This is a genomic window from Kribbella sp. NPDC104740 (genome assembly GCF_055583505.1).
Map to the genome: position 1 here is coordinate 262,776 of NZ_JBVJNV010000007.1, position 25,617 is coordinate 288,392.

The 25,617-nt window shown below is 69.5% G+C and carries 26 protein-coding genes; 19 read left to right on the forward strand and 7 right to left on the reverse strand.

The genetic code is table 11. From position 1 onward, the window contains the following. Positions 1-29 precede the first annotated feature (29 nt). Positions 30-983, reverse strand: a complete 954-nt coding sequence (locus tag ACZ6Z4_RS31735) for a hypothetical protein (RefSeq protein ID WP_465572718.1) — start codon at positions 981-983, stop codon at positions 30-32. A 68-nt stretch (positions 984-1,051) separates the two neighbouring features. Here ACZ6Z4_RS31735 and ACZ6Z4_RS31740 point away from each other — a divergent pair, with 68 nt between their 5' ends. Then, positions 1,052-2,380: an RICIN domain-containing protein gene (locus ACZ6Z4_RS31740; RefSeq protein WP_465572721.1), complete on the forward strand. Its 1,329-nt coding sequence runs from the start codon at positions 1,052-1,054 to the stop codon at positions 2,378-2,380. Here the strand turns inward: ACZ6Z4_RS31740 and ACZ6Z4_RS31745 are convergent. Both ACZ6Z4_RS31745 and ACZ6Z4_RS31750 read right to left on the reverse strand, forming a co-directional pair. Continuing rightward, on the reverse strand, positions 2,370-3,608 hold the full coding sequence (locus tag ACZ6Z4_RS31745) for a cytochrome P450 (RefSeq protein ID WP_465572726.1): 1,239 nt from the start codon (positions 3,606-3,608) through the stop codon (positions 2,370-2,372). The two genes, ACZ6Z4_RS31740 and ACZ6Z4_RS31745, sit on opposite strands and share 11 nt — an antisense overlap. Before the next feature lie 109 nt (positions 3,609-3,717). Then, entirely contained in the window at positions 3,718-4,737 is a 1,020-nt protein-coding gene (locus ACZ6Z4_RS31750; protein WP_465572731.1) for an adenosine deaminase, read from the reverse strand. Positions 4,738-4,890: 153 nt separating this feature from the next. Between ACZ6Z4_RS31750 and ACZ6Z4_RS31755 the strand changes: the two genes are divergently transcribed. Continuing rightward, positions 4,891-5,679: an L-threonylcarbamoyladenylate synthase gene (locus tag ACZ6Z4_RS31755; RefSeq protein ID WP_465572735.1), complete on the forward strand. Its 789-nt coding sequence runs from the start codon at positions 4,891-4,893 to the stop codon at positions 5,677-5,679. Next, entirely contained in the window at positions 5,679-6,797 is a 1,119-nt protein-coding gene (locus tag ACZ6Z4_RS31760; RefSeq protein WP_465572739.1) for a glycosyltransferase family 4 protein, read from the forward strand. Before ACZ6Z4_RS31755 ends, ACZ6Z4_RS31760 begins: the two co-directional genes overlap by 1 nt. 41 nt (positions 6,798-6,838) lie before the next feature. On the opposite strand, the gene ACZ6Z4_RS31765 is transcribed toward ACZ6Z4_RS31760, so the two are convergent. Further along, positions 6,839-7,174, reverse strand: a complete 336-nt coding sequence (locus ACZ6Z4_RS31765; RefSeq protein WP_465572742.1) for a hypothetical protein — start codon at positions 7,172-7,174, stop codon at positions 6,839-6,841. A 325-nt stretch (positions 7,175-7,499) separates the two neighbouring features. Between ACZ6Z4_RS31765 and ACZ6Z4_RS31770 the strand changes: the two genes are divergently transcribed. The 12 genes from ACZ6Z4_RS31770 (at position 7,500) to sppA (ending at position 17,562) form a co-directional block, all read left to right on the forward strand. After that, the gene (locus ACZ6Z4_RS31770; RefSeq protein ID WP_465572746.1) at positions 7,500-7,964 is read left to right on the forward strand and encodes a hypothetical protein; all 465 of its coding nucleotides are present in this window, start codon (positions 7,500-7,502) and stop codon (positions 7,962-7,964) included. A gap of 114 nt (positions 7,965-8,078) precedes the next feature. Next, positions 8,079-8,291 (forward strand): AtpZ/AtpI family protein, encoded by a 213-nt coding sequence (locus tag ACZ6Z4_RS31775; protein ID WP_077016113.1) that lies wholly within the window; start codon positions 8,079-8,081, stop codon positions 8,289-8,291. 97 nt (positions 8,292-8,388) lie between these two features. Then, positions 8,389-9,171 carry a F0F1 ATP synthase subunit A gene (gene atpB / locus ACZ6Z4_RS31780; RefSeq protein WP_465572751.1) on the forward strand — a complete coding sequence of 261 codons (783 nt, stop codon included), beginning with the start codon at positions 8,389-8,391 and terminating at the stop codon, positions 9,169-9,171. A 71-nt stretch (positions 9,172-9,242) separates the two neighbouring features. Then, entirely contained in the window at positions 9,243-9,467 is a 225-nt protein-coding gene (gene atpE, locus ACZ6Z4_RS31785) for an ATP synthase F0 subunit C (protein WP_465572754.1), read from the forward strand. Between the two features lie 28 nt (positions 9,468-9,495). Then, a complete protein-coding gene (locus ACZ6Z4_RS31790) occupies positions 9,496-10,065 on the forward strand; it encodes a F0F1 ATP synthase subunit B (protein WP_465572757.1) in 570 nt (189 codons plus the stop codon). Continuing rightward, positions 10,065-10,862: a F0F1 ATP synthase subunit delta gene (locus ACZ6Z4_RS31795; protein ID WP_465572760.1), complete on the forward strand. Its 798-nt coding sequence runs from the start codon at positions 10,065-10,067 to the stop codon at positions 10,860-10,862. Before ACZ6Z4_RS31790 ends, ACZ6Z4_RS31795 begins: the two co-directional genes overlap by 1 nt. 84 nt (positions 10,863-10,946) lie before the next feature. Next, entirely contained in the window at positions 10,947-12,584 is a 1,638-nt protein-coding gene (gene atpA / locus ACZ6Z4_RS31800; protein ID WP_465572766.1) for a F0F1 ATP synthase subunit alpha, read from the forward strand. A 7-nt stretch (positions 12,585-12,591) separates the two neighbouring features. Beyond that, a complete protein-coding gene (locus ACZ6Z4_RS31805; RefSeq protein ID WP_465572770.1) occupies positions 12,592-13,503 on the forward strand; it encodes a F0F1 ATP synthase subunit gamma in 912 nt (303 codons plus the stop codon). A gap of 5 nt (positions 13,504-13,508) precedes the next feature. Beyond that, positions 13,509-14,963, forward strand: coding sequence for a F0F1 ATP synthase subunit beta (gene atpD / locus ACZ6Z4_RS31810; RefSeq protein WP_363664734.1), 1,455 nt, complete (start codon positions 13,509-13,511; stop codon positions 14,961-14,963). Positions 14,964-14,970: 7 nt separating this feature from the next. Next, on the forward strand, positions 14,971-15,375 hold the full coding sequence (locus ACZ6Z4_RS31815) for a F0F1 ATP synthase subunit epsilon (RefSeq protein WP_363664733.1): 405 nt from the start codon (positions 14,971-14,973) through the stop codon (positions 15,373-15,375). A 54-nt stretch (positions 15,376-15,429) separates the two neighbouring features. Continuing rightward, positions 15,430-15,861, forward strand: coding sequence for a DUF2550 domain-containing protein (locus tag ACZ6Z4_RS31820; RefSeq protein WP_344179057.1), 432 nt, complete (start codon positions 15,430-15,432; stop codon positions 15,859-15,861). Between the two features lie 42 nt (positions 15,862-15,903). Further along, positions 15,904-17,562: a signal peptide peptidase SppA gene (sppA, locus tag ACZ6Z4_RS31825; RefSeq protein WP_465572776.1), complete on the forward strand. Its 1,659-nt coding sequence runs from the start codon at positions 15,904-15,906 to the stop codon at positions 17,560-17,562. Here sppA and ACZ6Z4_RS31830 read toward each other — a convergent pair. The 3 genes from ACZ6Z4_RS31830 to ACZ6Z4_RS31840 are packed head-to-tail and all read right to left on the reverse strand — an operon-like array spanning position 17,531 to position 20,458. Beyond that, complete coding sequence (locus ACZ6Z4_RS31830; protein WP_465572780.1) at positions 17,531-18,394, reverse strand: aldo/keto reductase; 864 nt, start codon at positions 18,392-18,394, stop codon at positions 17,531-17,533. The two genes, sppA and ACZ6Z4_RS31830, sit on opposite strands and share 32 nt — an antisense overlap. Further along, positions 18,391-19,326, reverse strand: a complete 936-nt coding sequence (locus tag ACZ6Z4_RS31835; RefSeq protein WP_465572783.1) for an amidohydrolase family protein — start codon at positions 19,324-19,326, stop codon at positions 18,391-18,393. Before ACZ6Z4_RS31835 ends, ACZ6Z4_RS31830 begins: the two co-directional genes overlap by 4 nt. After that, positions 19,319-20,458, reverse strand: a complete 1,140-nt coding sequence (locus ACZ6Z4_RS31840; RefSeq protein WP_465572786.1) for an FCD domain-containing protein — start codon at positions 20,456-20,458, stop codon at positions 19,319-19,321. The genes ACZ6Z4_RS31835 and ACZ6Z4_RS31840 overlap by 8 nt, the downstream gene beginning before the upstream one ends. 174 nt (positions 20,459-20,632) lie before the next feature. Between ACZ6Z4_RS31840 and ACZ6Z4_RS31845 the strand changes: the two genes are divergently transcribed. The 4 genes from ACZ6Z4_RS31845 to ACZ6Z4_RS31860 are packed head-to-tail and all read left to right on the forward strand — an operon-like array spanning position 20,633 to position 25,597. Then, positions 20,633-21,901, forward strand: coding sequence for an ABC transporter substrate-binding protein (locus ACZ6Z4_RS31845; RefSeq protein ID WP_465572789.1), 1,269 nt, complete (start codon positions 20,633-20,635; stop codon positions 21,899-21,901). Then, positions 21,898-22,794, forward strand: coding sequence for a carbohydrate ABC transporter permease (locus ACZ6Z4_RS31850; protein ID WP_465572792.1), 897 nt, complete (start codon positions 21,898-21,900; stop codon positions 22,792-22,794). The genes ACZ6Z4_RS31845 and ACZ6Z4_RS31850 overlap by 4 nt, the downstream gene beginning before the upstream one ends. Beyond that, a complete protein-coding gene (locus tag ACZ6Z4_RS31855; protein WP_465572797.1) occupies positions 22,791-23,675 on the forward strand; it encodes a carbohydrate ABC transporter permease in 885 nt (294 codons plus the stop codon). The genes ACZ6Z4_RS31850 and ACZ6Z4_RS31855 overlap by 4 nt, the downstream gene beginning before the upstream one ends. Beyond that, positions 23,672-25,597, forward strand: a complete 1,926-nt coding sequence (locus tag ACZ6Z4_RS31860) for a DUF8034 domain-containing protein (protein WP_465572804.1) — start codon at positions 23,672-23,674, stop codon at positions 25,595-25,597. The genes ACZ6Z4_RS31855 and ACZ6Z4_RS31860 overlap by 4 nt, the downstream gene beginning before the upstream one ends. Positions 25,598-25,617 lie beyond the last annotated feature (20 nt).

Below are 25,617 nucleotides of genomic sequence, written 5' to 3' on the forward strand. Positions count from 1 at the left end.
GCGCCGACCATGAAGCCCGGCACGCGACCTCACTCGTAGACCACGAACTCCGGTCGGGGCTTCAGCGCCATCACCTGCGCAGGGGTCATCAGCGGTCCGTGCCGGGTGTCTTCCTCGTAGAAGAGTTTGAAGCCCGCGTGCACCCCCGGCGCCATCGTCGGCGTCAGTTTGCGCCAGGTCGACTCCTTGTCGGTTCGGTGGCCGATCCCGTCGACCGACTTGATCGTCACCACCCCCGGCTGCTGCTTGAACGCCTTCTCGTTGCTCAGGATCCGCGACGAGAGCTGGTGGAAGACGAAGACCTTCTCCGGCAGATCTCTAGCCTTCACCAGGCCCGACAGGTACGTCGCGATCGAGGTCAGCTCGGCGCCCGTCGTCCGGCCGAAGACGCGGCCCGGCACCTGGCCAGGCCCGACCGCCCACTCCGGGTCGAACGACAGCCCGACGTCAGGCTCCTTGAGCCACTTCTCCAGCCGCTTGACCTCGGTCAGCGAGTCCGCACGGCCGGGCTGCACGTCGAGCAGGAGCAGCATCTTGTGCTTGCGCGCGGTGTCCAGGTACGGCTGGATCTTGGCGTCGCTCAGCCGGCTGCGGTACTTGTTGTCCGGTCCGGCGTGCCCGTTGGCGATGACGACGATCAGCTCCATCACCGGCAGCGGCGTGCGCCCTCCGGCGTACGCCGTCGCGAGTTTCTCCAGCTGGGCGGCCTTGGCGTCGATGTTCTTGTCGAGCGGGCCGAGCGCGGGGGAGCCGGGCAGGCCGACGTACCCGACGAGCTGGTGCTTGGGGAAGATCGTGCGGCCGCCGCGCGGCAGGTCGCCTTCGGCGGCGGGTGGAGCGGGTGGCTCACCGGTCGGTGCGGTTCTCGGAGTGGTCGCCGGAGGCTTGCTCGGCGTCGGGCCGGCGTCGGCGGGATCGTCGCTGCAGCCGGTGAGGAGGCCGAGCAGGATCGCCGTCGCGCTCAGGACGGGTAGCTTGCGCACCGGTCAAGGGAACCACGCGAGACCGACAGGACAAGGGCCCGGCGTGTCTGCGGCGCCGAAGTGTCATCATGGCTTCACTTTCTGTGACCTTCGCCGCCTTCGAGGAGCACGCGATGCCCGTCCTGATCGAGCTGGTGCTGGCCGCCGCGCTCACCGTCGGCAGCCCGGTCGCGCCCGACGAGCAGTTCCCCGGCAGGGCTCCCCAAGGCGAGGCGACCCCGCTGAAGGCCGCGGTCGCCGCGGCGACCGTCGCGGCCAACCCGATCGTCTGCGAGGGCGACGGCAAGGCGGGCAAGCGCGTCCAGGTCCTGTACGCGCGGGAGAAGCAGCAGGTGTCGCGACTCGCGCTGTTCCTGCCGTCGTTCCGGGCCTGGTCGCACGAGATCGACGCGTCGTACAACGACAGTGCCGCGCAGACCGGAGCCAGCCGCCACGTCCGCTTCGTCACGGAGACAGCCGGCGGCGCCTGCAGGATCGCCGTACAGGAGGTGGTCCTGCCGACCGGCGGCCTGGACACCTGGGACTCGATGGTCGCCGCGCTGCAGAGCGCCGGGCACAAGGACGCCAACCGCAAGTACCTGGTCTTCGCCGACGCCAAGAAGATCTGCGGCGTCGGCACCCTGTACGGCGACGACCGGCCCGGCCTGGACAACGCCAACAACCGCAACACCGGTTACGCGCGCGTCGACGCGTCAGCGAACTGCTGGGGCTTCAACGCCGCCGCCCACGAGCTCGGCCACACCTTCGGCGCGGTCCAGAGCTCCGCACCGCACTACAACGGCCACTGCAGCGACGAGTGGGACCTGATGTGCTACGGCTCCGGTACGACGGTCGTCTGCCCCGAGAAGGACAGCGACCGTCTCCTGGACTGCAACAAGGACGACTACTTCAACACCGCCCCAGCTCCCGGCAGCTACCTGGCGACCCACTGGAACGTCGCCAACAGCGACTGGCTGATCAAGAGCGCCGTACCGGACGCCCGGCCGGGTCCACGCCACGGCCAGGTCTACGAGTTCGCCAACGAGGCTGGTGCGCTCGGTGTCGCCTCCGCTGACGACCTGGCCTACGTCACGAACCAGCCGGCGACCGGAGCGACCAGCCAGCAGTGGCGCTTCCAGTACGCGACCGGCTGGCAGCTGCAGAACGTCAGCAGCGGCAAGTGCGCCGACAGCGCCTTCAGCGGCACCGCACCGGGCACGCAGGTCCTGCAGTACCCCTGCAAGGGCCAGGACGGCATGCGCTGGACGCTGCACCCGCTGGGCAACGACCTGTACGGCGTACTGAACACGCTCACCGGCCTCGCCATAACTGATGCCGGAGGCAACCAACGCGTCACCCAGCAGCCGTTCACCGGAGCTGCCGACCAGCGCTGGCAGCTCCGCAAGGTCAGCGACTGACCGTCGTCCAGGTGACCGGCAGGTGCTCCGGCGCGTGCATGATCGAGCCCTGCTTCCACTGCAGCTCCGGCTCCGGTACGGCGAGCGCCAGGTCGGGGAAGCGGCGCAGCGCGGACTCCAGGCCGACCCGCATCTCGAGCCGGCCCAGCTGGGCGCCGATGCAGTGGTGCATCCCGTGGCCGAACCCGAGGTGCGGGTTGACCTGCCGGCTGATGTCCAGCGCGTCGGGGTTGTCGAAGACCTTCGGGTCACGGTTGGCCGCGGCGGAGTCGATGAAGACGCACTCACCGGTCTTGACCGTCACCCCACCGAGCTCGACGTCCTCCAGCGCCATCCGCGCCGCGGGGATCACGGTGGCGTCGACGAACGGCGCGTACCGCATCATCTCGTCGACCGCGGCGGCCGTCAGGTCGTAGTCGGCGCGCAGCTTCGCCTGCTGCTCGGGGTGGGTGAGCATCAGGTAGAAGAGGTTCGCGAACTGGCTGGCGGTGGTCTCGTAGCCCGCGACCAGCAGCGCGACGCCGTACCCGATCACCTCCTCGGTCGACAGCAGCCCCTCCTGCTCGGACTGCACGAGCACGGACAGGAAGTCCTCGCCGGTCTTGCCACGGCGCTGCCCGGCCAGCTCGCCGATGTAGGCCCGTAGGTTGCTCCAGGCATCGATCTCGTCCGCGGGATCGATGCCGACGGCCATCGTGGTGTCGGCCCACTGCTGGAACGTCGACCGGTTCTCGAACGGCACGTCGAGCAGCTGACACATCACGCCGATCGACAGCGGCAGCGAGAAGTCGTTCACGATGTCCGCGGGCGGGCCGGTCTCGATCATCCTCGCCAGCAGGTCGTCGACGGTCTCCTGGACGAACGGCTCCAGCGCCGCGATCCGCCGGGCGCTGAACGCCTTCCCGCCGAGCCTGCGCAGCCGGGTGTGGTCCGGCGGGTCCATGCTGAGCAGGTTGCCGGCGTCGGCTTCGCCGTAGTCCACCCACTCCGCCTGCAGCCGGGGCACGTCCTTGGAGCTGAGCAGCTGCGCCCGGCTGAACCGCGGGTCCGACAGCACCGCCCGTACGTCAGCATGCCGGCGCGCCATCCACCCGTCGGGACCGTGCGGCAGCCGGACCCGGACCAGCGGCTCGCCGTCGGCGAGACCGGTCCGGTCCGCGGGGACGTTCAGGCGGTCGTACCGACCACCGTCGAACGGCAGCGCTACGGGTTGCTGGGGGTTGTCCATGGGCCGGCTCCTCGCCATCGCCGTGATCGGGTCGCGTGCTGTCCACCTCGGATCCAGTGAAGGTGGACAGCGCCGCGGCCACACGGCGATGACGAGTTGTCGCCACGGCTCACTGCTGCCGTACGGCGTACCCGTCGATCTCGGCCAGCAGGGCGTCCTTGACCGGCTGCTCGGCGAAGGAGACCTCGACGGCGGTCCGGGCCAGGTCGGCCGCACCGGCCTCGTCGAGCCCGAGCAGCTCGGTGGCGACGCCGTACTCGGTGACCAGGTCGGTGCCGAACATCGGCGGGTCGTCGGAGTTGATCGTGACCACCAGACCGGCCTCGACCATCGCCGGCAGCGGGTGCTCGGCCAGCGTCCGGACCGCCTGGGTGGCCAGGTTCGAGGTCGGACTGACCTCGAGCGGGATCCGGTGCTCGGCCAGGTACGCGACCAGCTCCGGGTCCTGCATCGCCGACGTGCCGTGACCGATCCGCTCGGCCTTCAGGTCGCGGATCGCGTCCCAGATGGTCTGCGGGCCGGTCGTCTCACCGGCGTGTGGGACGCTGTGCAGCCCCGCCGCGCGGGCCTGCTCGAAGTACGGCGCGAACTGCGGCCGCGGCACCCCGATCTCCGGGCCGCCCAGGCCGAACGCGACCAGTCCGTCGGGCCGGACCTTGGTGGCGATCCGCAGCGTCTCCTCGGCGGCCGGCAGGCCCGCCTCGCCGGGGATGTCGAAGATCCAGCGCAGCGTCACGCCGAGCTCTTTCTCGGCCGCCGTCCGGGCGTCCTCGATCGCCTCGCAGAACGCCTCGGCGGCGATCCCGCGGATCACCGACGTGTACGGCGTGACGGTCAGCTCGGAGTAGCGGATGTTCTGCGCCGCCATCTCGCGGGCGATCTCGTAGGTGAGCAGCCGGACGTCGTCCGGGGTGGTGATCAGGTCCACGACGGTCAGGTAGACCTCGATGAACTTCGCGAAATCGGTGAAGGTGAAGTACTCGGCCAGCGCGGCCGGGTCGGCCGGCACCGGCGACCCGGGGTGCCGGGCGGCCAGCTCGGCGACGATCCGCGGCGACGCGGACCCGACGTGGTGGACGTGCAGCTCGGCCTTCGGCAGGCCGGTGAGGAAGTCGCGGGACACAGTCATGGCCGGGATCCTCGCAGGAAAGCAGGCGGACCGGCTGCATTCCTGACAGCCGATTGTCAGCTCCACGCTGCAGCCGGGCCGAGTTCCTGACAGCGGCCTGTCAGCGTTGACCCGATGACGGGGTTTCACCAGGACAGTGGCACGATTCACTGCGTGAGCGAGCGCTTTGACTTCACCGGAGACGAACTGGCGCCGGCCTACCGCGCCGCCGTGGACGCGATCGAGGCCGGTGACCTGGTCGTGCTGCCGACCGACACCGTGTACGGCCTGGCCGCCGACGCCTTCAAGGCCGACGCCGTGCAGCGGCTGCTGGACGCCAAGGGCCGTGGCCGGGACATGCCGCCGCCGGTGCTGATCTCGGTGGTCGAGTCGCTGGACGCGCTCGCGACCGACGTACCGGACGACGGCCGGAAGCTCTGCGAGGAGTTCTGGCCCGGGCCGCTGACCGTGATCTGCCACGCGCAGGGCTCGCTGATGTGGGACCTCGGCGACACCCAGGGCACGGTCGCGCTGCGGGTGCCCGACCACGAGAACACGCGTGAGCTGCTGTCCCGGACCGGGCCGCTCGCGGTCAGCTCGGCCAACCTCAGCGGCCAGGCGGCCGCCCTCGACGTGTACGACGCCGAGGCGCAGCTGGGGGAGTCGGTCGCGGTCTACCTGGACGGCGGCGAGGTGACCGGCGGGCAGCCGTCGACGATCGTCGACCTGACCGGGGACGTGCCGCACGTCGTACGGATCGGTGCGCTGTCGATGGTGGACATCCGCAAGGTCGTCCCGGAGGCGACCACCGATCTGGAGCCCAAGCCGGCCGACGTCCAGGACGAGCCCGCCGGCACTGCGCCGGCCAACGACAAGCCAACCGATCAGCCCACGTCGGCGTCCAACGAGGAGCCGGGCAAGCCGGCCGACTCGAAGGCACCTGATGTGAGGCCTGCGGACTAGTGCGCGCGTACCTGCTCGTCTTCTTCGTGGCGATGGCCACGACCTTTCTGCTGACCGGGCTGGCCCGCAAGATCGCGCTGCGCTACGGCGCGGTCGCGAAGGTCCGGGCGCGTGACGTGCACAAGGTGCCGATCCCGTACTTCGGCGGCGTCTCCATCCTCGGTGGCCTGATCGCCGGGTACCTGGTCGCCTCCAGCATGCCGTTCCTCGGCGACAGCCTGCAGGTCGCGCACGACGCGCGCGCGATCCTGATCGGCGGCATCGTGATCTGCGCGGTCGGCGTGATCGACGACCTGTACGAGCTGGACCCGATCACCAAGCTGGCCGGGATGGTGCTCGCGGTCGGCGTGATGATCGTCCAGGGCATCCAGCTGTACTGGCTGCCGCTGCCCGGTGGCATCTTGTCGCCGCCACCGGCTCAGCTCGCCGTCGTCACCGCCGGCATCCTGCTGGTCTCCTGCAACGCGGTGAACTTCGTCGACGGCCTGGACGGCCTGGCCGCCGGCGTCACGACGATCGGCGCGATCGCGTTCTTCACCTACTCGTACCTGCTGAACGTCGAGCAGAACCTCGACCGGGCCACCACCTCGACCCTGATCACGGTCGCGCTGGCCGGCGCCTGCCTGGGCTTCCTGCCGCACAACTTCTTCCCAGCCAGGGTTTTCATGGGCGACTCCGGCTCGCTGCTGATCGGCCTGATGCTCGCCGCGTCGACGATCAGCCTGACCGGCCAGATGGACCCGAACGCCGTCCCGTACGAGGTCGGCGGCTCGAGCCTGCTCCCCGCGCTGCTCCCGCTGGTCCTGCCGATCGCGGTCCTGGCGATCCCCGCGCTCGACCTGACGATGGCCTACGTACGCCGTACGAAGGCCGGCCGCTCACCCTTCGCCGCCGACAAGCTCCACCTCCACCACCGCCTCATGCAACGCGGCCACAGCCACCGCCGCGCGGTCCTGCTGATGTACCTGTGGACGGCCCTGATCGCCTTCGGCGTGGTCGTCCTGGGCCTGCTGCTGGACTGGTGGACGGTGCTGATCGTGCTGGCCGCGACGGTCACCGCGATCGTCCTGACCACCGGCCTCCCGAGGCGTACCGGCCGCAAGCTCGCGAAGGTTTGACGAACCGGCGGTCAGCACAAGGCGACCGCCGGCCGCGGCTGTCAGCAGGCGACGCCGTAGATCCGGATCCCCTGCCCGAAGAAGGTCGTCGAGTAGGCGTCTTCCTGGGTCTTGTTGCCCCCGATCTCGATCAGCGGGTCACCGATGTACTTCTGCTCGACCCGGTAGCACTGCAGGCTGATGCAGCTGTTCTTCGCGGTCACGTAGCGCAGGCCGCCGGCGTTGCGCCAGGACACCAGGTTCACGCACGCGTTGAGTTTGGTGACCTCGACGGTCCCGCCGGTGGTGTCCGTGACGGCCTGGGCAGAGGTCGTGAAACCCACCGCCAGCAGGGCGCAGGCGGTGAGCGATACGGCGGAGCGCTGCAACATCTTCATGGCTTTCTCCTTGCTCGAACCAGTGATGCTGCATGTCTAGGCCGCTACCCTCAGTGAGAACAGATACAACTAGTGCAACACCCATACAAACGCTTGAATTGCAGCAAGTTGCAAGTGGCCTCGAGCCCGGTGGGGGACCAGACCAGTGGCCGCTGTGGGCTACCGATAGGGTGTGGTCGTACAGCGGCAGTGGACTCGTTTTGCTGACGGTGCAGACTTTGTGCTAGTTTTCACAAGCACCACCGAAGGCAAGCGTCACCCCTGACCCCGCCCACCCGACGACCGCGGGCAAGAATCCCGGTCGCCAGCAGGACGGAACCACCAGATGGCTCCCCATCGAAGCACCGACGAACCCGCCGGCCAGGCCACTCGGCACCCGGCGCTGGCGATGCTGCGCGGCGCTTTGGTCGCCGGCGTGGTGGTCGGCCTGAACGCCGCCGCGGTCGCCGCGGTCGCGGCCGGTCTCAAGGGCCTGCTGGGTGCACTGCTGGGCTTGCTGATCGTGGTTGTCTTCTCCGGCGCGGGACTGCTTGCGCTGCACCTGTCCCGGCGCACGAGCCCGACCGCCCAGCTGGGCATCGCGATGGCCAGCTACACCGGCCGGATCGCGATCTTCGGCGGTCTGCTCGCGCTGGCCCTGAACTCCGAAAGCCTTGCCGAGAACGTCAATCTGACCGCGCTGGGCATCAGCGCGATGGTCGTCGTGATGGGCTGGATGGCCGGCGAGATCTGGGCCTGGTCGCGGCTGCGGGTCCCGATCTACGACCTGGACAAGGAGTCGGTCGCGTGAGCACTGTGCGTAGTGCTCCGGCAAGCCGTTTCCCAACCGTGACAACTTGTGTGTCGCACAGCACTGGTACCGATGTGACCGCGCGTGTCGCCGACTGGTACCTTTCGGGTGCCGATGAGCCAGCAAAGCGATCCGAAGCCGACACCCGACACCTCGGGCGACGGCTGGCGGGTCCTGTCCTACCTGATCGGCGGTGTCCTGGTGTACGGGGGCATCGGCTTCGGGCTGGATCGCTGGCTGGGCACCCAGTTCCTGCTTCCGGTGGGCATCGTCCTCGGAGCCGGACTCACGATTCTGATGTTGCACTTCCGGTACGGGCGCTCCTGAGCTCTACCGGGTCTGACGTTGTTGACCGCCTTGCCCTGAGCCGCCCTGCCCCAAGCCCGATGGCGAACGACTTGAGCACGACGCGAGAGGAGACCCGGTGATTGCCGGCGTTTCGACCGAGTTCATCCCACCCGGTCCACAAAGCTTCGAGACCCCGCCGATCTTCGACGGAGTCGAGTGGTTCACCAAGCCGATCCTGGTCGCCGCGCTGTCGGTGATCGTGATCATCTGGTTCTTCTGGGGTGCGTCCCGCAAGGCGGCGATCGTGCCGAGCAAACTGCAGTTCGCCGGTGAGCTCGGATACAACTTCGTGCGGAACTCGATCGCCCGTGACGCGATCGGCAGCGCCGAGCACATGAAGTACGTGCCGTACCTGTGCGGCCTGTTCTTCTTCATCCTGCTGAACAACGTCGCCGCGACGGTTCCGCTGATCCAGTTCCCGACCTTCAGCCACATCGGCTGGGCGTACGTGGCCGCGATCATGAGCTGGGTCATCTACAACGCGGTCGGCATCAAGAAGAAGGGCCTGGTCGGCTACTTCAAGCACCAGACCATGCCGGCCGGTGTGCCCGCGTGGCTGATGCCGCTGATGATCCCGATCGAGTTCATCTCCAACATCCTGGTCCGGCCGGTCTCGCTCAGCCTGCGGCTGTTCGCGAACATGTTCGCCGGGCACATCCTGCTGCTGGTGTTCGTCCTCGGTGCCGAGTACATGGTCTTCGAGTCCGGCAGCATCGCGCTCGGCGGCGTCGGCATCATCACGGTGCTGATGGGCCTTGCCATCGCGGGTCTGGAGCTGTTCGTGCAGTGCATCCAGGCCTACATCTTCGTCGTGCTGACCGCGCAGTACATCGGCAGCGCGCTTGCCGACGACCACTGATCAGCTCCACCCCACAGTCCCGTACCAACGGAAACCCGGATGTTTCATCCGTACCGAAAGGAAACACAGCAATGAGCGCTCTTGAGATGACCGGTGACATCGCCGTCCTGGGCTACGGCCTTGCTGCGATCGGCCCGGGCGTCGGCGTTGGTCTGATCTTCGCCGCCGTGATCAACGGCACCGCGCGTCAGCCCGAGGCCCAGAGCAAGCTGCAGTCGATCGCGTGGATCGGCTTCGGTGTCACCGAGGTTCTGGCGATCATCGGTATCGCCCTCGCCTTCGTGTTCCAGGGCTGACCAACCCCCTGACTGACAGGACTCAGACATGATGACGTTAGTGCTCCCCCTCAGCGAAGCCGGCTCCGAGCCGAGCCCGCTGATGCCGCACACCGCTGAGATCGTTTTCGGTTTCGTCTTCCTGGTCCTGCTGGCCATCGCCTTCGCCAAGGTGGTCGTCCCCAAGTTCGAGAAGGCGTACGCCGATCGGACCGCGGCGATCGAAGGCGGGATGAACGAGGCCAAGCAGGCCCAGGCCGAAGCGAAGGCGGCGCTCGACAAGTACAACGCGCAGCTGGCCGAGGCTCGCCAGGAGGCTGCGAAGATCCGTGAGGACGCGCGTGAGCAGGGTGCGCAGATCATCGCGGAGATGCGTGAGCAGGCGAACGTCGAGGCCGAGCGGATCGTGACCCACGCCCGGACCCAGATCGACGCCGAGCGCACCCAGGCGGTCGCCTCGCTGCGCAGCGAGGTCGGCACCATGGCGACCTCGCTGGCCGGCCGGATCGTCGGGGAGTCGCTCGAGGACGAGGCGCGTCAGCGCCGTACGGTCGAGCGCTTCCTGGAGGAGCTGGAGTCGAGCGAGTCCGCCCGTCAGGCTGTCGGAACGGACGGCTGATGCGCGGCGCGTCGAAGGAGTCACTCGCCCGGGCCGAGCAGGCCCTGGCGGGTGTCACCGTCTCCGAAGGCCTCGGCGGCGAGCTGTTCTCGGTCGCCAAGGTGCTCGACACCAACGGGTCGCTGCGCCGTGCGCTGACCGACCCGGCGCGCGGCACCGAGAGCCGGACCGGCCTGGTCCGGCAGCTGTTCGGCGGCAAGGTCTCCGACCAGGCGCTGGAGATCCTGACCGCCGCGGTGACCGGTCGCTGGGTGAGCAACCGCGACCTCGGCAACGCGCTCGACGAGCTGAGCGTGCAGGCCGACGTCGCCTACGCCGACGGCGAGCGCAAGCTGGACGAGCTCGAGGACCAGCTGTTCCGCCTCGACCGCGTGGTCGTGGCCGAGCGCGCGCTGGCCGACAAGCTGAGTGACCGCAACATCCCGCTGGCACCGCGGCAGGAGCTGCTCCGCGGTCTGCTGCAGGGCAAGGCCGATGCCGTCACCGTGCGGCTGGCCGAGCGTGCGGTGGACGGCCGGGGCCGCAGCTTCGCGGCCTCGCTGCGCGCGTACCAGGTCGCCGCGGCGGCCCGGCGCAGCGCCAGCATCGCGACCGTGCGTGTCGCCACCGACCTGACGGCGGCCGAGCGGGACCGGCTGGCCGAGCTGCTCGGCCGGCAGTACGGACGCCAGATCCAGCTGAACGTCATCGTCGACCCGAGCGTCGTCGGCGGCGTCCGGGTGGACATCGGTGACGAAGTGATCGACGGAACGATCGCGGCCCGGCTCGACGAGGCGCAACGGCGCATCGCGGGCTGACCCTAACGACATAGCAGGCGCTAAGGGTCGGCAAAGCCTTTAGAGCCACAACAGGCCAGCAAGGTCAAGGAAGCAGGGAAGCAAATGGCGGAGCTCACGATCAGGCCGGAGGAGATCCGGGACGCCCTGGATCGCTTCGTCTCCAGCTACGAGCCGGAGACGGCGACCCGTGAAGAGGTCGGCACCGTTGTCGACGCCGGTGACGGCATCGCGCACGTCGAGGGTCTGCCCTCGGCGATGACGAACGAGCTGCTGGAATTCGAGGACGGCACCCGGGGCATCGCCCTGAACCTGGACGTCCGCGACATCGGTGTCGCCGTGCTCGGCGAGTTCGACGGCATCGAGGAGGGCCAGCAGGTCCGCCGGACCGGCCAGGTCCTGTCGGTCGCCGTCGGTGAGGGCTACCTCGGCCGCGTCGTCGACCCGATGGGCCGTCCGATCGACGGTCTCGGCGAGATCAAGGACCTGGAGGGCACCCGCCCGCTGGAGCTCCAGGCGGCCGGCGTGATGGACCGCCAGGAGGTCCGCGAGCCGCTGCAGACCGGGATCAAGGCGATCGACGGGATGATCCCGATCGGCCGTGGCCAGCGGCAGCTGATCATCGGTGACCGCAAGACGGGCAAGACGGCGATCGCGGTCGACACGATCATCAACCAGAAGGCCAACTGGGAGTCCGGCGACCCGAAGAAGCAGGTCCGCTGCATCTACGTCGCGATCGGCCAGAAGGGCTCGACGATCGCCTCGGTGCGCGGCGCGCTCGAAGAGGCCGGCGCGATGGAGTACACCACCATCGTGGCCTCCCCGGCGTCCGACCCGGCCGGCTTCAAGTACGTCGCGCCGTACACCGGCTCGGCGATCGGCCAGCACTGGATGTACCAGGGCAAGCACGTCCTGATCGTGTTCGACGACCTGAGCAAGCAGGCCGAGGCCTACCGCTCGATGTCGCTGCTGCTGCGTCGCCCGCCGGGCCGTGAGGCGTACCCGGGTGACGTCTTCTACCTGCACAGCCGGCTGCTCGAGCGTTGCGCCAAGCTGAGCGACGCGCTCGGCGCCGGCTCGATGACCGGTCTGCCGATCATCGAGACCAAGGCCAACGACGTCTCGGCGTTCATCCCGACCAACGTCATCTCGATCACCGACGGCCAGATCTTCCTGCAGTCGGACCTGTTCAACGCCAACATCCGCCCCGCCATCGACGTCGGTATCTCGGTGTCCCGGGTCGGCGGCGCCGCGCAGGTCAAGGGCATGAAGAAGGTCTCCGGCTCGCTGAAGCTCGACCTCGCGCAGTTCCGCGCGATGGAGGCCTTCGCGATGTTCGCCTCCGACCTCGACGCCACCTCGCGCCGCCAGCTGGACCGCGGTCAGCGGCTGGTCGAGCTGCTCCGTCAGCCGCAGTACTCGCCGTACCCGGTCGAGGAGCAGACGGTCTCCATCTGGGCCGGTACGACGGGCAAGTTCGACGACGTCCCGGTCGAGGACGTGCTGCGCTTCGAGCGGGAGTTCCTGGACTTCCTGCGCCGTGACTCCAAGGTGCTCGACAGCGTCCGCGAGAGCGGCCAGTTCGACGACGACGCCCAGCAGGCCGTCACCACCGCGCTGGACGACTTCAAGCCGACCTTCCAGACCTCCGGCGGCGAGCTGCTCGTCGGTCGCGAGGAGACGAAGGCCATGGACGAAGAGGACGTCGAGCAGGAGCAGATCGTCCGGCAGAAGCGGGGCTGATCAACCCATGCCAGCCAGTCTGCGGGAGCTTCGCGAGCGCCGGGCCTCGGTCTCGACGATCAAGAAGCTCACCCGCGCGATGGAGCTCATCGCGGCGTCCCGGATCGTCAAGGCGCAGCAACGCGCCCAGGCGGCCGGTCCGTACGCGCGTGAGCTCACCCGTGCCGTGTCGGCGGTGGCGACGTTCTCGAACGTCGACCACCCGCTGACCACCGAGAAGCCGAACCCCAAGCGGGCCGCGGTTCTCCTGATCACCTCCGACCGCGGTCAGGCCGGTGCGTACTCCTCCTCGGTGATCCGCGAGGGGGAGCGGCTGCACCAGCTGCTGCGCGAGGACGGCAAGGAGATCGTGCCGTTCCTGACCGGGCGCAAGGGGATCGCCTACTACACCTTCCGGCAGCGTGAGGTCGCGCAGTCGTGGAGCGGCGAGTCCGACTCGCCGTCGTTCGCCCGGGCCCGGGAAGTCGCCGACGCCCTGATCGAGGCCTTCCTGACCCCGACCGAGGAAGGCGGCGTGGACGAGATCCACATCGTCTTCACCCGGTTCGTGTCGATGCTGACCCAGCGCCCGGACGTGATCCGGCTGCTGCCGCTGGAGGTCGTCGAGGGCGAGGAGGCCCCGGCCGAGGACGACGTACTGCCGCTGTACGAGTTCGAGCCGTCCGCCGAGGACGTCCTGGACGGACTGCTGCCCAAGTACGTCGCCAGCCGGATCCACTACTGCATGCTGCAGGCGGCCGCTTCCGAGCTGGCCAACCGGCAGCGCGCGATGAAGTCCGCGACCGACAACGCGCAGGACCTGATCGAGCGCCTGACGCGTGAGGCCAACCAGGCGCGCCAGGCCCAAATTACCCAAGAAATCAGCGAGATCGTCGGTGGCGCCGGTGCGCTCGCCGATGCCAACGCCGGGAGCGAGTGAGAGAGATGACTGCCACGGTTACCGAGAACAACAACGAGGCGGGCGCCCGCGGCGTCGGTCGCGTCGCCCGGGTGATCGGCCCGGTCGTCGACGTCGAGTTCGCTGCGGACACGATGCCGGACATGTACAACGCGCTCGAGGTGGACATCACCCTGGGTGGCGAGACCACGACGATCACCCTCGAGGTGGCGCTGCACGTCGGCGACAACATCGTCCGGGCGATCTCGATGAAGCCCACCGACGGCCTGGTCCGCGGTGCCGAGGTGCGCGACACCGGTGCGGCGATCTCCGTCCCGGTCGGCGACGTCACCAAGGGCCGGGTGTGGTCCGTGACCGGCAAGTGCCTGAACCAGGACGAGTCCGAGTTCGAGATCGCCGAGCGCTGGCCGATCCACCGCAAGGCCCCGGCCTTCGACCAGCTCGAGTCCAAGACCGAGATGCTGGAGACCGGCATCAAGGTGCTGGACCTGCTCACGCCGTACGTGCAGGGCGGCAAGATCGGCCTGTTCGGCGGTGCGGGCGTCGGCAAGACCGTCATGATCCAGGAGATGATCTACCGGATCGCGCACAACTTCGGTGGCACCTCGGTGTTCGCCGGTGTCGGTGAGCGCACCCGTGAGGGCAACGACCTGATCGGCGAGATGGAGGAGGCCGGCGTCTTCAAGGACACCGCGCTGGTCTTCGGTCAGATGGACGAGCCGCCGGGCACGCGCCTTCGGGTCGCGCTGTCGGCCCTCACGATGGCGGAGTACTTCCGCGACGTGAAGGAGCAGGACGTGCTGCTCTTCATCGACAACATCTTCCGGTTCACCCAGGCCGGTTCCGAGGTCTCCACGCTGCTCGGCCGGATGCCGTCCGCGGTGGGTTACCAGCCGAACCTGGCCGACGAGATGGGCGTGCTGCAGGAGCGGATCACCTCGACGCGTGGTCACTCGATCACCTCGATGCAGGCGATCTACGTGCCCGCCGACGACTACACCGACCCGGCGCCGGCCACCACGTTCGCGCACCTGGACGCGACCACCGAGCTGTCGCGTGACATCGCGTCGCGTGGTCTGTACCCGGCCGTCGACCCGCTGACCTCGACGTCGCGGATCCTCGACCCGCAGTACATCGGCCAGGAGCACTACGACGTGGCCGTCCGGGTGAAGCAGATCCTGCAGAAGAACAAGGAGCTGCAGGACATCATCGCGATCCTCGGTGTCGACGAGCTCTCCGAGGAGGACAAGATCACCGTCGCCCGCGCGCGCCGGATCGAGCAGTTCCTCTCGCAGAACACCTACATGGCCGAGAAGTTCACCAACACCCCGGGTTCGACGGTGCCGCTGAAGGACACCATCGAGTCGTTCAAGAAGATCACCGAGGGCGAGACCGACCACATCGCCGAGCAGGCCTTCTTCAACACCGGGTCGCTGGACGACGTCGAGCGGCGTTGGGCCGAGCTCCAGAAGGAGCTCTGACCGTCTGATGGCCGAGGACACCGGCAAGCACCTCGAGGTCGCGCTGGTCGCGGCCGAGCGGGTGGTCTGGGAGGGGCAGGCGAAGATCGTCATCGCCCGCACCACCGACGGCGACGTCGGCATCCTCCCGGGCCACGCCCCGCTGCTCGGACTGCTGCAGGGCGGTACGGTCCAGGTGCGGACCCTCGACGACGAGTACTTCGTCGCCGCCGCACCGGACGGGTTCATCTCGGTGGCGAACGACCGGGTCTCGATCCTGGCCGAGAACGCCGAGATGGGGCACGACATCGACCTCGAGGAGGCCAAGCGGGCTCTCGAGCAGGCGCAGGCCGCGGGGACCGACAGCGAGGACGAGCAGGAGCAGGTCCGGCTCGCGGAGGCCAGAGTGCGGGCCGCCGAGAAGGTCTCCTGACCCACCCTGTAATAATTGAATACATACAGTTGGCAGTAGGAATGAGGTTGGCATATGAGGACAGTCCTCGATGTGGTCGGGGTCTGTTTTCTCGCTGCCGTACTGCTGGTGGTCGCTTTCGCGTGCCGTCGTCGCTGGTTGTCCAGGGACGGCGGCACGTTCGACTGCAGCCTCCAGCTCGCTGAGAAGGATCACGGCCGCGGCTGGGCCCTCGGCCTGGCCCGCTACGTCGGCGACGACCTGCAGTGGTTCCGGGTCTTCAGCCTGGCCTGGTGGCCCAAGCTCGTCGTGAACCGCCGGCAGCTCCAGGGCGTGACCACCCGCCGCCCGGTCGGCAACGAGCCCCTCGTCACGTACGCCGGCCACGTGATCGTCGACGCCGAGCTGCGCGACCGCACCGTGCACTTCGCGATGACCGAAGAGGCCCTCACCGGCGTACTCGCCTGGATGGAATCGGCCCCGCCGAGCAGTCAGACGTATCACTAGCTGTTGCTGCTGAGGCTTGTCCCGGCCGTCTAGGGTCGGTGTATGACGGGCATCTTGCTGGAGCTGGATCTGAGTCGGGGTGTGGTGGAGACGCCGCCTGCGTCGCCGTTGGCGGCGTTCAGGGCTCGGCATCTGCCGACGGTGCGCGAGCTGGTCGCCGGGTTGCGGAAGGCGGCGTCCGACGAGCAGGTCGTCGGGCTTGTCGCGCACGTGGGCGGTCCGGCGCTGTCGCTCGCTCAGGTGCAGGACCTGCGGGCCGCCGTCGCGGGGTTCCGGGCCTCGGGGAAGCGGGCGATCGCGTGGACCGAGTCGTTCGGTGAGGTGGGTGGCGGGACCGTTCCGTACTACCTGGCGACGGCGTTCGACGAGGTGTGGGTGCAGCCGTCGGGGGAGCTCGGGATCACCGGGGTCTCGGTGCAGGCGACGTTCGTGCGGGGTGCGCTGGACAAGGCGGGGGTGATCCCGCAGTTCGGCAAGCGCCGCGAGTACAAGACCGCGGTCGACACCTTCACCGAGAAGGAGATGACCGGGCCGGCCAAGGAGATGGCGTCGCGGCTGGCGGAGTCGGCGTACGAGCAGATCGTGGCGGGGATCGCCGAGGGGCGGTCGCTGACGGTAGCCCAGGTCCGAGAGCTTGTGGATCAGGCGCCGCTGGGCGCTGAGGCCGGGCGTACGGAGGGGTTGGTGGATCGCCTCGGCTATCGCTCCGACGTGTACGACGAGCTGGAGAAACGTCTGGGGGAGACCACCGCACTGCTCGTCGAGCGCTACCACCGGCGCGGCCCGCGGACCGTGCACGACGCCCTCGACCAGCTCCCGTGGCCGCCGAAGCCGGCTGTCGCGGTGATCCGCATCAGCGGCGGCATCACCGTCGGCCGCAACTCCGGCGGCGGCCCGCTCGGCGGTCCCCGGACCGGCTCGGACACGATCACGGCCGCGCTCCGCGCCGTCGCCGCCGACGAGAAGGTGAAGGCCGTCGTGCTGCGCATCGACAGCCCAGGCGGCTCGTACGTCGCCTCGGACGCGATCCGGCACGAGGTGCTCCGGCTGCGCGCGACCGGTAAGCCGGTGATCGCGTCGATGAGCAGCGTCGCGGCGTCCGGCGGTTACTTCGTCGCGATGCCCGCCGACGTGATCGTCGCGCAGCCCGGCACGATCACCGGCTCGATCGGCGTGCTGTCCGGGAAGGGCGTCGTACGGGACGCGCTCGGCCGGATCGGCATCACCCAGCAGGCGGTGTCGGAGGGCGAGAACGCGCGGATGTACTCCGCCCAGGAGGAGTTCTCCCCGGCCCAGTGGGAGCGCCTGGAGGAGACGCTCGACCGCATCTACTCCGACTTCGTCGCCAAGGCGGCTGGCGACCGTGGCCTGGCCGTCGACGCCTTGGAAGCGCTGGCCCGCGGCCGCGTCTGGACCGGTGCCGACGCGCACGAGCGCGGTCTCGTCGACGAGCTCGGCGGTTTCGAGCACGCCCTCGAGCTGGCCTGCTCACGCGCCGGCCTCGACCGCGACGAGATCGCCGTCGTGACCGCGCCGAGCCGGTCCTTCCTCGACCGCCTGCGTCCACCGACGTCGACCGAGGACCTGGCGGTCACCGCCCAGCCGCTCACGCTGGACGGGCTGGCTTCGTCGGTCTACACAGCGCTCGGTCTCCCGCCGAGCGGCACGCTCACGATGCCGCTGAGCTGGCAGGTCGGCTGAGCGCCTCCCATAGCTCGGGCGGCAGCGGCTGGTTCCACAGGTCGACGTTCTCCCGCACCTCCGCGGCGGTCGAGCAGCCGATCAGGACGCTCGACACCGCCGGGTGCGTGGTGGGGAAGCGCATCGCCGCCGCTTTCAGCAGTACGCCGTACGCCGTACAGACCGCGCTCATCGCGGCCACTCGGTCGACGATCTCCTGCGAGGCCGGGCGGTAGTCGTAGGTCGCCTGCCCGGCGAGCACGCCCGAGTTGAACACCCCGCCGGCGATCACCGCGACGCCTCTCTCGGCCGCGACCGGCAGCAGTTCGTCACCCGCTGACCGGTCGAGCAGTGTGTACCGCCCGGCGATCAGCACGGCGTCGAGGTCGGTCTCGCGGACGAACCGCGCCGGCATCGCGGCGCTGTTCATCCCGATGCCGATGCCGCCGATCACGCCCTGGCGACGAAGCTCGTCCAGCGCCGGGTAGGCCTCGTCGAGCGCCTGCCGCTCGTGGTGGTCGGGATCGTGCAGGTGGACCAGCTCGACGCGGTCGAGCCCGAGCCGGGTGAGGCTGTCCTCGACCGACCGCAGGATCCCGTCGCGGCTGAAGTCGTACTCCACCGTGCCGTCGGGCATCACCCGCCGCCCGGCCTTCGTCGACACCCGGTACGCCGCCCGCGGCACTCCGGCCAGCGCGTGCCCGAGGCGTGTCTCGGCCGAGCCGGCGCCGTACAGGGGAGCGGTGTCGAACGAGGTGATTCCCGCGTCGAGCGCGGCGAGAACGGCGGCGTGGGCGCGGTCTTCGCCACCGTCGCCTGCGAGCGGTGCGGTGCCGAGTCCGAGATCGGTCATGGGGTTCCTTGGAGGTAGGTCCGGCGCGCGGTGGCGCCGAACACGTCGTCGTGGGCGGCGGCGGGCACGAGATCGGTGACCAGGCGGAGGACGTCGGCGCGGGGCGAGCGCAGCGTGCAGACGGGCCAGTCGGAGCCGAACATCAATCGGTCGCTGCCGAAGAGGTCGAGCAGGAAGGTGATGCGCTCGGCGAGCTCGTCGGGCGGGAGGTACGCGCCGGAGAGCTTGATCGTCACGTTGGGAGCGTCGGCGAGGGCATTCATCCCGTCGCGCCAGGCTGGTTCGTCGCTTCCGGGATTGCCCAGGTGATCGACGACGAGCCGAACCTCGGGGGCGGCGGCCGCAAGCCGCGCTGCTCCGGGCAGCGCCGCCGGGCGCAGCAACAGGTCGACAGCCAGCCCGGCCTCGCCGGCCCGTCGTACGCCGCGAAGGAACCGCGGATCGGTGAACGCCTCGGGATCGTGCTGATCCGGTGGTGGGCAACGAACGCCAACCAACCGGTCGGTTGCTTGGAGCGGGGATTCGCCGTAGAGGTCGAACCAGCCGACCACGCCGAGGACCTCGGGACGGTCGGCGGCCAGGGCGAGCAGGTCGTGGACCTCGCTCGGGTCGGCGTCGGCTTGGACGAGGACGCACTCGGGCAGTACGCCGCCGGCCGCGTCCCGGAGATCGGCGAGGGTGAAGTCGCGGCGCAGCGGGTGCCCGGCCGGCAACCACGGCAGCAGCCGCCGGCCGAGGTCCCACAGGTGCACATGCGCGTCGACCGCCGTGCGACCGGGGGAGCCGAGCGCGTCGACCGCGGCGGGACCGGTGGAGCCGAGCGCGTCGACCGCCGCGGGACCGCTGGAGCCGAGCGCGTCGACCGCGGCGGGGCCGGGGGAGCCGAGCGCGTCGACCGCCGTGGGACCGCTGGAGCCGAGCGCGTCAGTCATGGCGGCCGGCCGGACGCGTGATCGAGCTCTCGCCGCGGGCGTGCGCGGAGAACAGCCGCGCGGCGTCCTCCGGGTCGGTCGCCGCGAGGACGTCGACCAGGTCGAAGTGCCGGCGGGCCATCAGGTTCCAGTCGCCGGCGTACATGGCGTTCGAGACGACCTGGAGGCTCCAGAGGGCTGGTTCGAGGGTGCGCCAGACGCGGAGCAGCATGGAGTTGCCGCTGCAGGCCAGGACCTGGCGGTGGAAGCGGAGGTCGGCTTCGCGGAAGGCGCCGATGTCGTGGTGCTCGGCGGCCTCGATCATCCGCTGGACCTGGATTCGGAGCAGCTGGAGCTCTTCCTCGGGGACGTGGCCGGTGGCGCGGCGGGCTGCCGCGGTTTCCAGGAGCACCCGGACTTCGCGGGCCTCGCGGGCTTCGACCTGGGAGATCTCGGTGACGAAGTTGCCCAGGCGGGGGCGGTAGGTGACCAGGCCCTCGTGAGCGAGGCGGCGGACGGCTTCGCGGGCGGGGGTTTGGCTGGTGCCGAGGACTCGGGCGATTTCCGATTCGACCACGCGCATGCCGGGGGCGAGCTCGCCGGAGAGGATCCAGTGCCGGATCGCGTCGTGGACCCGCTCGGAGAGGAGCTCGGTGTCCTGGGCCGGGGGCGGCGGTGGTTGTTCCGAGCGGAGGCCGAGGCCGCCGGTGCGGGCTCGGTGCAGTTCCTCGCGGCGGCGCCGGGAGACCGTCGACTGCGAGACCCCGGTGGCCGCCGCGACCTCGCGGGTCGACGGACGCCGTACGGGCTCCTGCTGGTCGTTCCACTGGGCGGTCTGTCCGGTATCGGCCATCGATCCCGCGTCCAGCGTGATCCGGTTCACCATCCGCGGCCGCCCGCTGCGCATCCCGTCGTCCAGCCCGGCCATGCCCATCCGCAGGAATCGCCGTCGCCACTTGCCGACCGTCCCCGGTGTGACGCCGAGCCGCTCGGCGACGGCGGCGTTCGAGTGCCCGTCCGCGCAGGTGAGGACGATCCGGCTGCGCAGTCGCAGCGCCGGAGCGGTGCCGGCCGAGGCGGCGAGGTCGGTGAGCGCGCTGCGCTCGGCCGCGGACAGGGTCAGCGGCGACTTGGGGCGTCCGGCGTCGGGCATGGCATGCATGGTGGCCTGCCGAGCGGACTTCTGTCGAGGGCAACGGTACGGACTTCTGACTCAAAACCTCCGAAATGCAGCGTAAAGATTGACACTCCGCCGCGCCGCCCTGCATCGTCCATCGCTAGTGAGGCCAGGCTCGCACCGAGGGCGTGGCGATCGGTAGGAGGACCCATGTCTCGTTCGGTACGCCGGTGTCTCGGCGTCGTACTCGGTGCCGCGATCCTGGTGGGCGCGGCCTCCTGCGGTGGTGGCGGCTTCAGCGACGACGGCGCGGCCGGGAGCAGCACCGGCACGGTCCGGATGCTCGTCAACATCACCCCCAACCTGACCAAGGGGTACTGGGAGGAGCTGGTCAAGCCCTTCGAGGACGCGAACCCCGGCGTCGACGTCAAGATCGAGGCGCCGACCGGCCAGGGCGTCAAGGACTCGCTCCCGCAACTGCTTGCCGCCGGCAACGCTCCGGACGTGGTCGAGACCCTGATGGCGGACAAGACGCTCGCGCCGCAGATGCTCGAGCTGACCGACCAGGCCTGGACCAAGGACACCCCGCTGGTCCAGCAGGCCGCGCTCGACGGGAAGGTCTACACCGTCGGTGTCGGCCAGCAGGCGCAGTCGCTGGTGTTCTACAACAAGGACGCGTTCGCCAAGGCCGGCGTCGCCGCCGTACCGAAGACGCTCGACGAGCTGGACGCCGCGATGGCCAAGCTGAAGGCGGCCGGGTACCTGCCGCTGCAGACCGCGGGCGACTACGTCACCGGCCTGCAGTTGCTGCAGCTGAGCGACCCGTCGATCGCCTCCGCGCACCCGGACTGGTACCAGAAGGTCGGCAGCAAGGAGCTCACCGTCGGCAAGACGATGCAGCCGCTGCTCGAGCGCTACCAGTCCTGGATCAGGAACGGGTACGTCGACAAGAACGCGCTCGGCCTGGACGACGTGAACGCGCAGACGAACTTCCTGTCCGGCAAGTCCGCGATGTACGTGATGGGCAGCTGGTTCGTCCGGACCGCGGAGGAGGCCAAGCCGAAGTTCGCGCTCAGCGTCTTCCCGGCGCCGACCGAGGCCGGTCAGCCGAGCCCGGGTCCGCAGGGCGTCACGATGGCGGCGCCGTACATGGTGCTGAAGTCGACCGAGCAGCGCGATCTCGCGCTGAAGCTCGTCCAGTACCTGGTCACCGATCAGAAGGCCGTGCAGAGCCAGCTCAGCCAGGACGGCAACTTCCGCAAGGGTTTCAGCGAGGGGCTGACACCGCTGGGCCAGGAGGTCCAGGCGATCCTCGACCAGGCGCCGCAGCAGGTCGCGCAGGGTGAGGGCTACGGCGCGACGACGCTGCCGCAGGGCTTCAACGGCGAGTGGAACAAGGCCGTCCAGAGCCTCTACACCGGCAAGAGCGCGGCGGACGTCGCGACCCGGATCGACAGCTGGATGGGATCCAAGTCATGAGTACGACGGCAGCGGCCGCCCGCCTGCGGGACCGGTTGACCACCGCGAGCATGGTCGGTCCCGCGCTGCTGCTCTTCGTCGTCATGCTCGTCGTCCCGGTGGTGCTGTCGATCTACCTGAGCCTGACCAACTGGGACGGCTACAGCGCCAACCCGGTCGTGGTCGGCCTGAAGAACTACGCCGACCTGGCCCGCAGCGAGGAGGCGCTCCGCGCGGGCTGGGTCACGCTGGTGATCGCCGGGATCGGCACGGTGCTGCTGAGCGTGCTCGGTCTCGGCTTCGCGCTCCTGGTGAACGGCGCCTCCCGGCTGAACGCGTTCTTCCGGGTCGTGCTGTTCTACCCGCACGTGCTCAGCGCGCTCGTGGTCGGCTTCCTGTGGAGCGCCGTGCTCGGTACGTCGGGCGTCGTGAACGGCTGGCTGACCACGCGCGGCGCGGAGGTGCTGCCGTTCCTGTCCGACCCGACCTGGGCGCTGGCGAGTTTGATCGGCGTACTGGTCTGGGCAGGCTTCGGCGTGAACGTCGTGCTCTACCTGGCCGGCCTGCAGACCGTCTCGAAGGAGCTGCTCGAAGCGGCGAAGATCGACGGCGCCTCGCCCCGCCAGACGTTCCTCAACGTCACGCTGCCCGCGCTCGCGCCGGTGGTCACGGTCAACCTGGTGCTCTCCCTGGTCAGCCTCCTGAAGACCTACGACCTGGTCGTCTCGCTCACCGGCGGCGGCCCGGCCGGGTCGACGCAGACGGCGGCGTACCTGATCCTCTGGGACTCCTTCCACAACAACGCGCTCGGCTTCGGCTCGGCCCAGTCGGTCGTGCTGATGCTGGTCACCGCCGGGCTCGCGCTCACTGTCGCGCGGCTGCGGTCGCGCGCCGACCAGGGGGTGCAGGGATGAGCGTGATCCGCCTCCCCGGAGTCCGTACGGCGGTGTCGCGGCCCACCGCACCAAGGGTTCGTGGCGTCGGCCGGGTCGTGTTCCTGAGTGTGGTCAGCCTGCTGATGCTGGTCCCGATGTACCTGCTCGTGGTGAGCGCCTTCAAGTCCCAGCAGGACATCCTCGCGCACCCGTTCTCGGTCTCGCCCGACCTGCTCACCACGCAGTACCTGGAGAAGGCCTGGAACAACTCCGACTTCGACATCGTCAAGGGGTACGCCGTCACGGTGCTGTTCGTCGTACTGGTCAACGTGCTGTCGGTCGCCCTGGCCGGCCCGGTGTCGTACGTGATCGCCCGCCGGAGCGAACGCCGCTTCCGGGTGCTCCTGCTGCTGTTCGTCGCCGGGACCTTCATCCCCAGCCAGGTGCTGGTGATCCCGGTCGTCTACACGCTGAAGTTCCTCGGCCTGATGGGCACGATCCCCGGTTTCGTGCTGTTCGAGACCACGCTGACGCTGCCGTTCTCGATCTTCCTGTACGCCGGCTACATCATGACCGTGCCGGCCAGCCTGGACGAGGCGGCCGCGGTCGACGGCGCCGGCAAGCACCGGATCTTCTGGTCGATCGTCTTCCCGCTGATGAAACCGGCCGTCGTCACGATGGTCATCCTGAACACCTTCTCGGTGTGGAACGACTTCGTGAACCCGCAGATCATCCTCGGCCCGGGCAGCGGTCTCTACACCGTCACCACCGGCGTGTACGCCGCCGTCAGCCAGTACTCCACCGACTACACGGTCGTCTTCCCGACGCTGCTGCTCGCGGTCGCTCCGCTGCTGGTGGTCTTCGTCCTGCTGCAGCGGCACGTGATCAGCGGCCTCACGACGGGAGCGACCAAGGGATGACGACGCCACGCGTGATCGCGACGACCCCGATCGGTGCCCCGCCGGTCTGGGCGGTCCTGCAGCGCCGGCTGTTCGCCGTGATGGACGAGGGCTGGCGCGTCTTCCGCGAGCGTTATTGCCGGCCCGACGGCAGCCTCCGGTACGCCGGGGTGGTGCCCAGCCGCGACGGCGCCGACGACTTCTACGAGGCGTTCGTCAACTGGCCGGTGCTCTACCAGCTGGGCGGCGCCGACGACCTGCTCGACGTCTCGAAGCAGCACTGGCAGGGCGTCACCCGTCAGCTCACCGACCTCGGCTTCCTGGTCGACGAGTTCGAGCGCGGCTACGACTGGTTCCACCTCGGCGAGTCGATGATCTTCTTCTACTCGCTGTGCGCCGCCGACCCGACGGATCAGGCGTTCCGCGAGCGCGCGTACCGGTTCGCCGACCTCTACCTGCCGGGCTCGCCCGCGGCCAACTACGACCCGGTGCACCGGATCATCCGCGCGCCGCACAACGGTGGCGGCGGTCCGCGCTGGGGCATCAACGACGAGTGGCACTCGTTCGGCGCGAACCTGGCCAGCATGAAGCCGTTCGGGCTGCCGCTGGCCGGCGTACCGGGGATCGAGCGCTGGCCGGACCTGGAGGACCCGGTCAAGGCCGACCTGATGGGCGCCGAGATGGTCCGCAGGCTCGGTGCCGGTGACGTCGCGGTGAACCTCGCCGCGACGACGCTGACCGCCAACGCGTGGCTGTACGGCCACGAGGACCGGTACGCCGACTGGACGCTGGAGTATCTCGAGGCCTGGCACGAGCGGGCCCGCGCCAACGGCGGCATCGTCCCCGACAACGTCGGACCGAACGGCGTCGTCGGCGAGCTGCACGACGGCCGCTGGCACGGCGGCAACTACGGCTGGGCCTGGCCGCACGGCGTCTACAGCGTCGGCTCGGCCGCGGCGGTCGCCGCGCTGAACGGCTTCGTCGTGACCGGCGACCCGAGCCGCCTCGACCTGGCTCGTGAGCTGCTCGACCGCCTGTACGAGCGTGGCATCACCGCGAGCGTCGACGAGACCGAGCTGAGCATCCGCGACCGCTGGGAGGCCGAGCTCGGCGACGACACGGCGACGCCGACCCTGCTGATCCCTAACCGGTACGGCGAGCAGGGCTGGTTCGACTACCAGCCGCCGCAGCTCGGCCTACCGATGTGGCTGTACCAGGCGGCGTTCCAGAAGTCCGACGGCGACCGCCTCCGGCAACTGCGCGAGCGCAGCGGCTACGACTGGCGGACCGTGCGCGACTTCCGCAACAAGGAGGACGCCGGGCACGAAGCGCCCTGGCTGGCCTACCTCGCGGGCGACAACCCGGCGTACCCGGAGGAGATGTTCGGCGTCGCGCTGTCGCAGGTGCAGCGCCGGATGGACCTGATGGAGGTCGACCGGACCGACCCGGCCGACATGCACGTCCACCACTGGCAGCGGCACAACCCGGTCGCGACCGAGGCGTTGCTGCAGCTGACCACCGGTACGCCGCAGCTGCTGTACAACGGCGGGCTGCTGCCGTTCCGCGTCCTGTACGTCGACCCGGAGCGCGGCCGGCCCGGCCTGCCGCCCGACGTCGCCGCACTGGTCGACACCGTCGAGCCCGAGCTGACCGGTCTGCAGCTGGTCAACCTGTCGGCGACGCGGACCCGGCGGGTCGTCGTACAGGCCGGCGGGTTCGGCACGGACCGGATCGACGAGGCGACGCTGACCACCGCGACCGGTGACTATCCGGGCCCGGCGCCGGCGTACAGCTCGAAGGCGCCGGCCGCCGGCACCGAGACGATCGTTGTCGACGGCAACAGGCTCGAGGTGGTGCTGCCACCGGGCCGGACGATCCGGGTCGAGCTGCAGCTGACCCCGAACGCGTACCGGGCGGCGCACGTCGCGCTGCCCGTCGACTGACCTCTCTCCACCACCAGCAA

Coding starts and splice junctions, on each gene's coding strand:
- ACZ6Z4_RS31740 (WP_465572721.1), top strand. CDS start 1,052: ATGGCTTCACTTTCTGTGACCTTCGCCGCCTTCGAGGAGCACGCGATG.
- ACZ6Z4_RS31745 (WP_465572726.1), bottom strand. CDS start 3,608: ATGGACAACCCCCAGCAACCCGTAGCGCTGCCGTTCGACGGTGGTCGG.
- ACZ6Z4_RS31750 (WP_465572731.1), bottom strand. CDS start 4,737: ATGACTGTGTCCCGCGACTTCCTCACCGGCCTGCCGAAGGCCGAGCTG.
- ACZ6Z4_RS31765 (WP_465572742.1), bottom strand. CDS start 7,174: ATGAAGATGTTGCAGCGCTCCGCCGTATCGCTCACCGCCTGCGCCCTG.
- ACZ6Z4_RS31770 (WP_465572746.1), top strand. CDS start 7,500: ATGGCTCCCCATCGAAGCACCGACGAACCCGCCGGCCAGGCCACTCGG.
- ACZ6Z4_RS31775 (WP_077016113.1), top strand. CDS start 8,079: ATGAGCCAGCAAAGCGATCCGAAGCCGACACCCGACACCTCGGGCGAC.
- atpE (WP_465572754.1), top strand. CDS start 9,243: ATGAGCGCTCTTGAGATGACCGGTGACATCGCCGTCCTGGGCTACGGC.
- ACZ6Z4_RS31790 (WP_465572757.1), top strand. CDS start 9,496: ATGATGACGTTAGTGCTCCCCCTCAGCGAAGCCGGCTCCGAGCCGAGC.
- ACZ6Z4_RS31795 (WP_465572760.1), top strand. CDS start 10,065: ATGCGCGGCGCGTCGAAGGAGTCACTCGCCCGGGCCGAGCAGGCCCTG.
- atpA (WP_465572766.1), top strand. CDS start 10,947: ATGGCGGAGCTCACGATCAGGCCGGAGGAGATCCGGGACGCCCTGGAT.
- ACZ6Z4_RS31805 (WP_465572770.1), top strand. CDS start 12,592: ATGCCAGCCAGTCTGCGGGAGCTTCGCGAGCGCCGGGCCTCGGTCTCG.
- atpD (WP_363664734.1), top strand. CDS start 13,509: ATGACTGCCACGGTTACCGAGAACAACAACGAGGCGGGCGCCCGCGGC.
- ACZ6Z4_RS31815 (WP_363664733.1), top strand. CDS start 14,971: ATGGCCGAGGACACCGGCAAGCACCTCGAGGTCGCGCTGGTCGCGGCC.
- ACZ6Z4_RS31820 (WP_344179057.1), top strand. CDS start 15,430: ATGAGGACAGTCCTCGATGTGGTCGGGGTCTGTTTTCTCGCTGCCGTA.
- sppA (WP_465572776.1), top strand. CDS start 15,904: ATGACGGGCATCTTGCTGGAGCTGGATCTGAGTCGGGGTGTGGTGGAG.
- ACZ6Z4_RS31830 (WP_465572780.1), bottom strand. CDS start 18,394: ATGACCGATCTCGGACTCGGCACCGCACCGCTCGCAGGCGACGGTGGC.
- ACZ6Z4_RS31835 (WP_465572783.1), bottom strand. CDS start 19,326: ATGACTGACGCGCTCGGCTCCAGCGGTCCCACGGCGGTCGACGCGCTC.
- ACZ6Z4_RS31840 (WP_465572786.1), bottom strand. CDS start 20,458: ATGCCCGACGCCGGACGCCCCAAGTCGCCGCTGACCCTGTCCGCGGCC.
- ACZ6Z4_RS31845 (WP_465572789.1), top strand. CDS start 20,633: ATGTCTCGTTCGGTACGCCGGTGTCTCGGCGTCGTACTCGGTGCCGCG.
- ACZ6Z4_RS31850 (WP_465572792.1), top strand. CDS start 21,898: ATGAGTACGACGGCAGCGGCCGCCCGCCTGCGGGACCGGTTGACCACC.
- ACZ6Z4_RS31855 (WP_465572797.1), top strand. CDS start 22,791: ATGAGCGTGATCCGCCTCCCCGGAGTCCGTACGGCGGTGTCGCGGCCC.
- ACZ6Z4_RS31860 (WP_465572804.1), top strand. CDS start 23,672: ATGACGACGCCACGCGTGATCGCGACGACCCCGATCGGTGCCCCGCCG.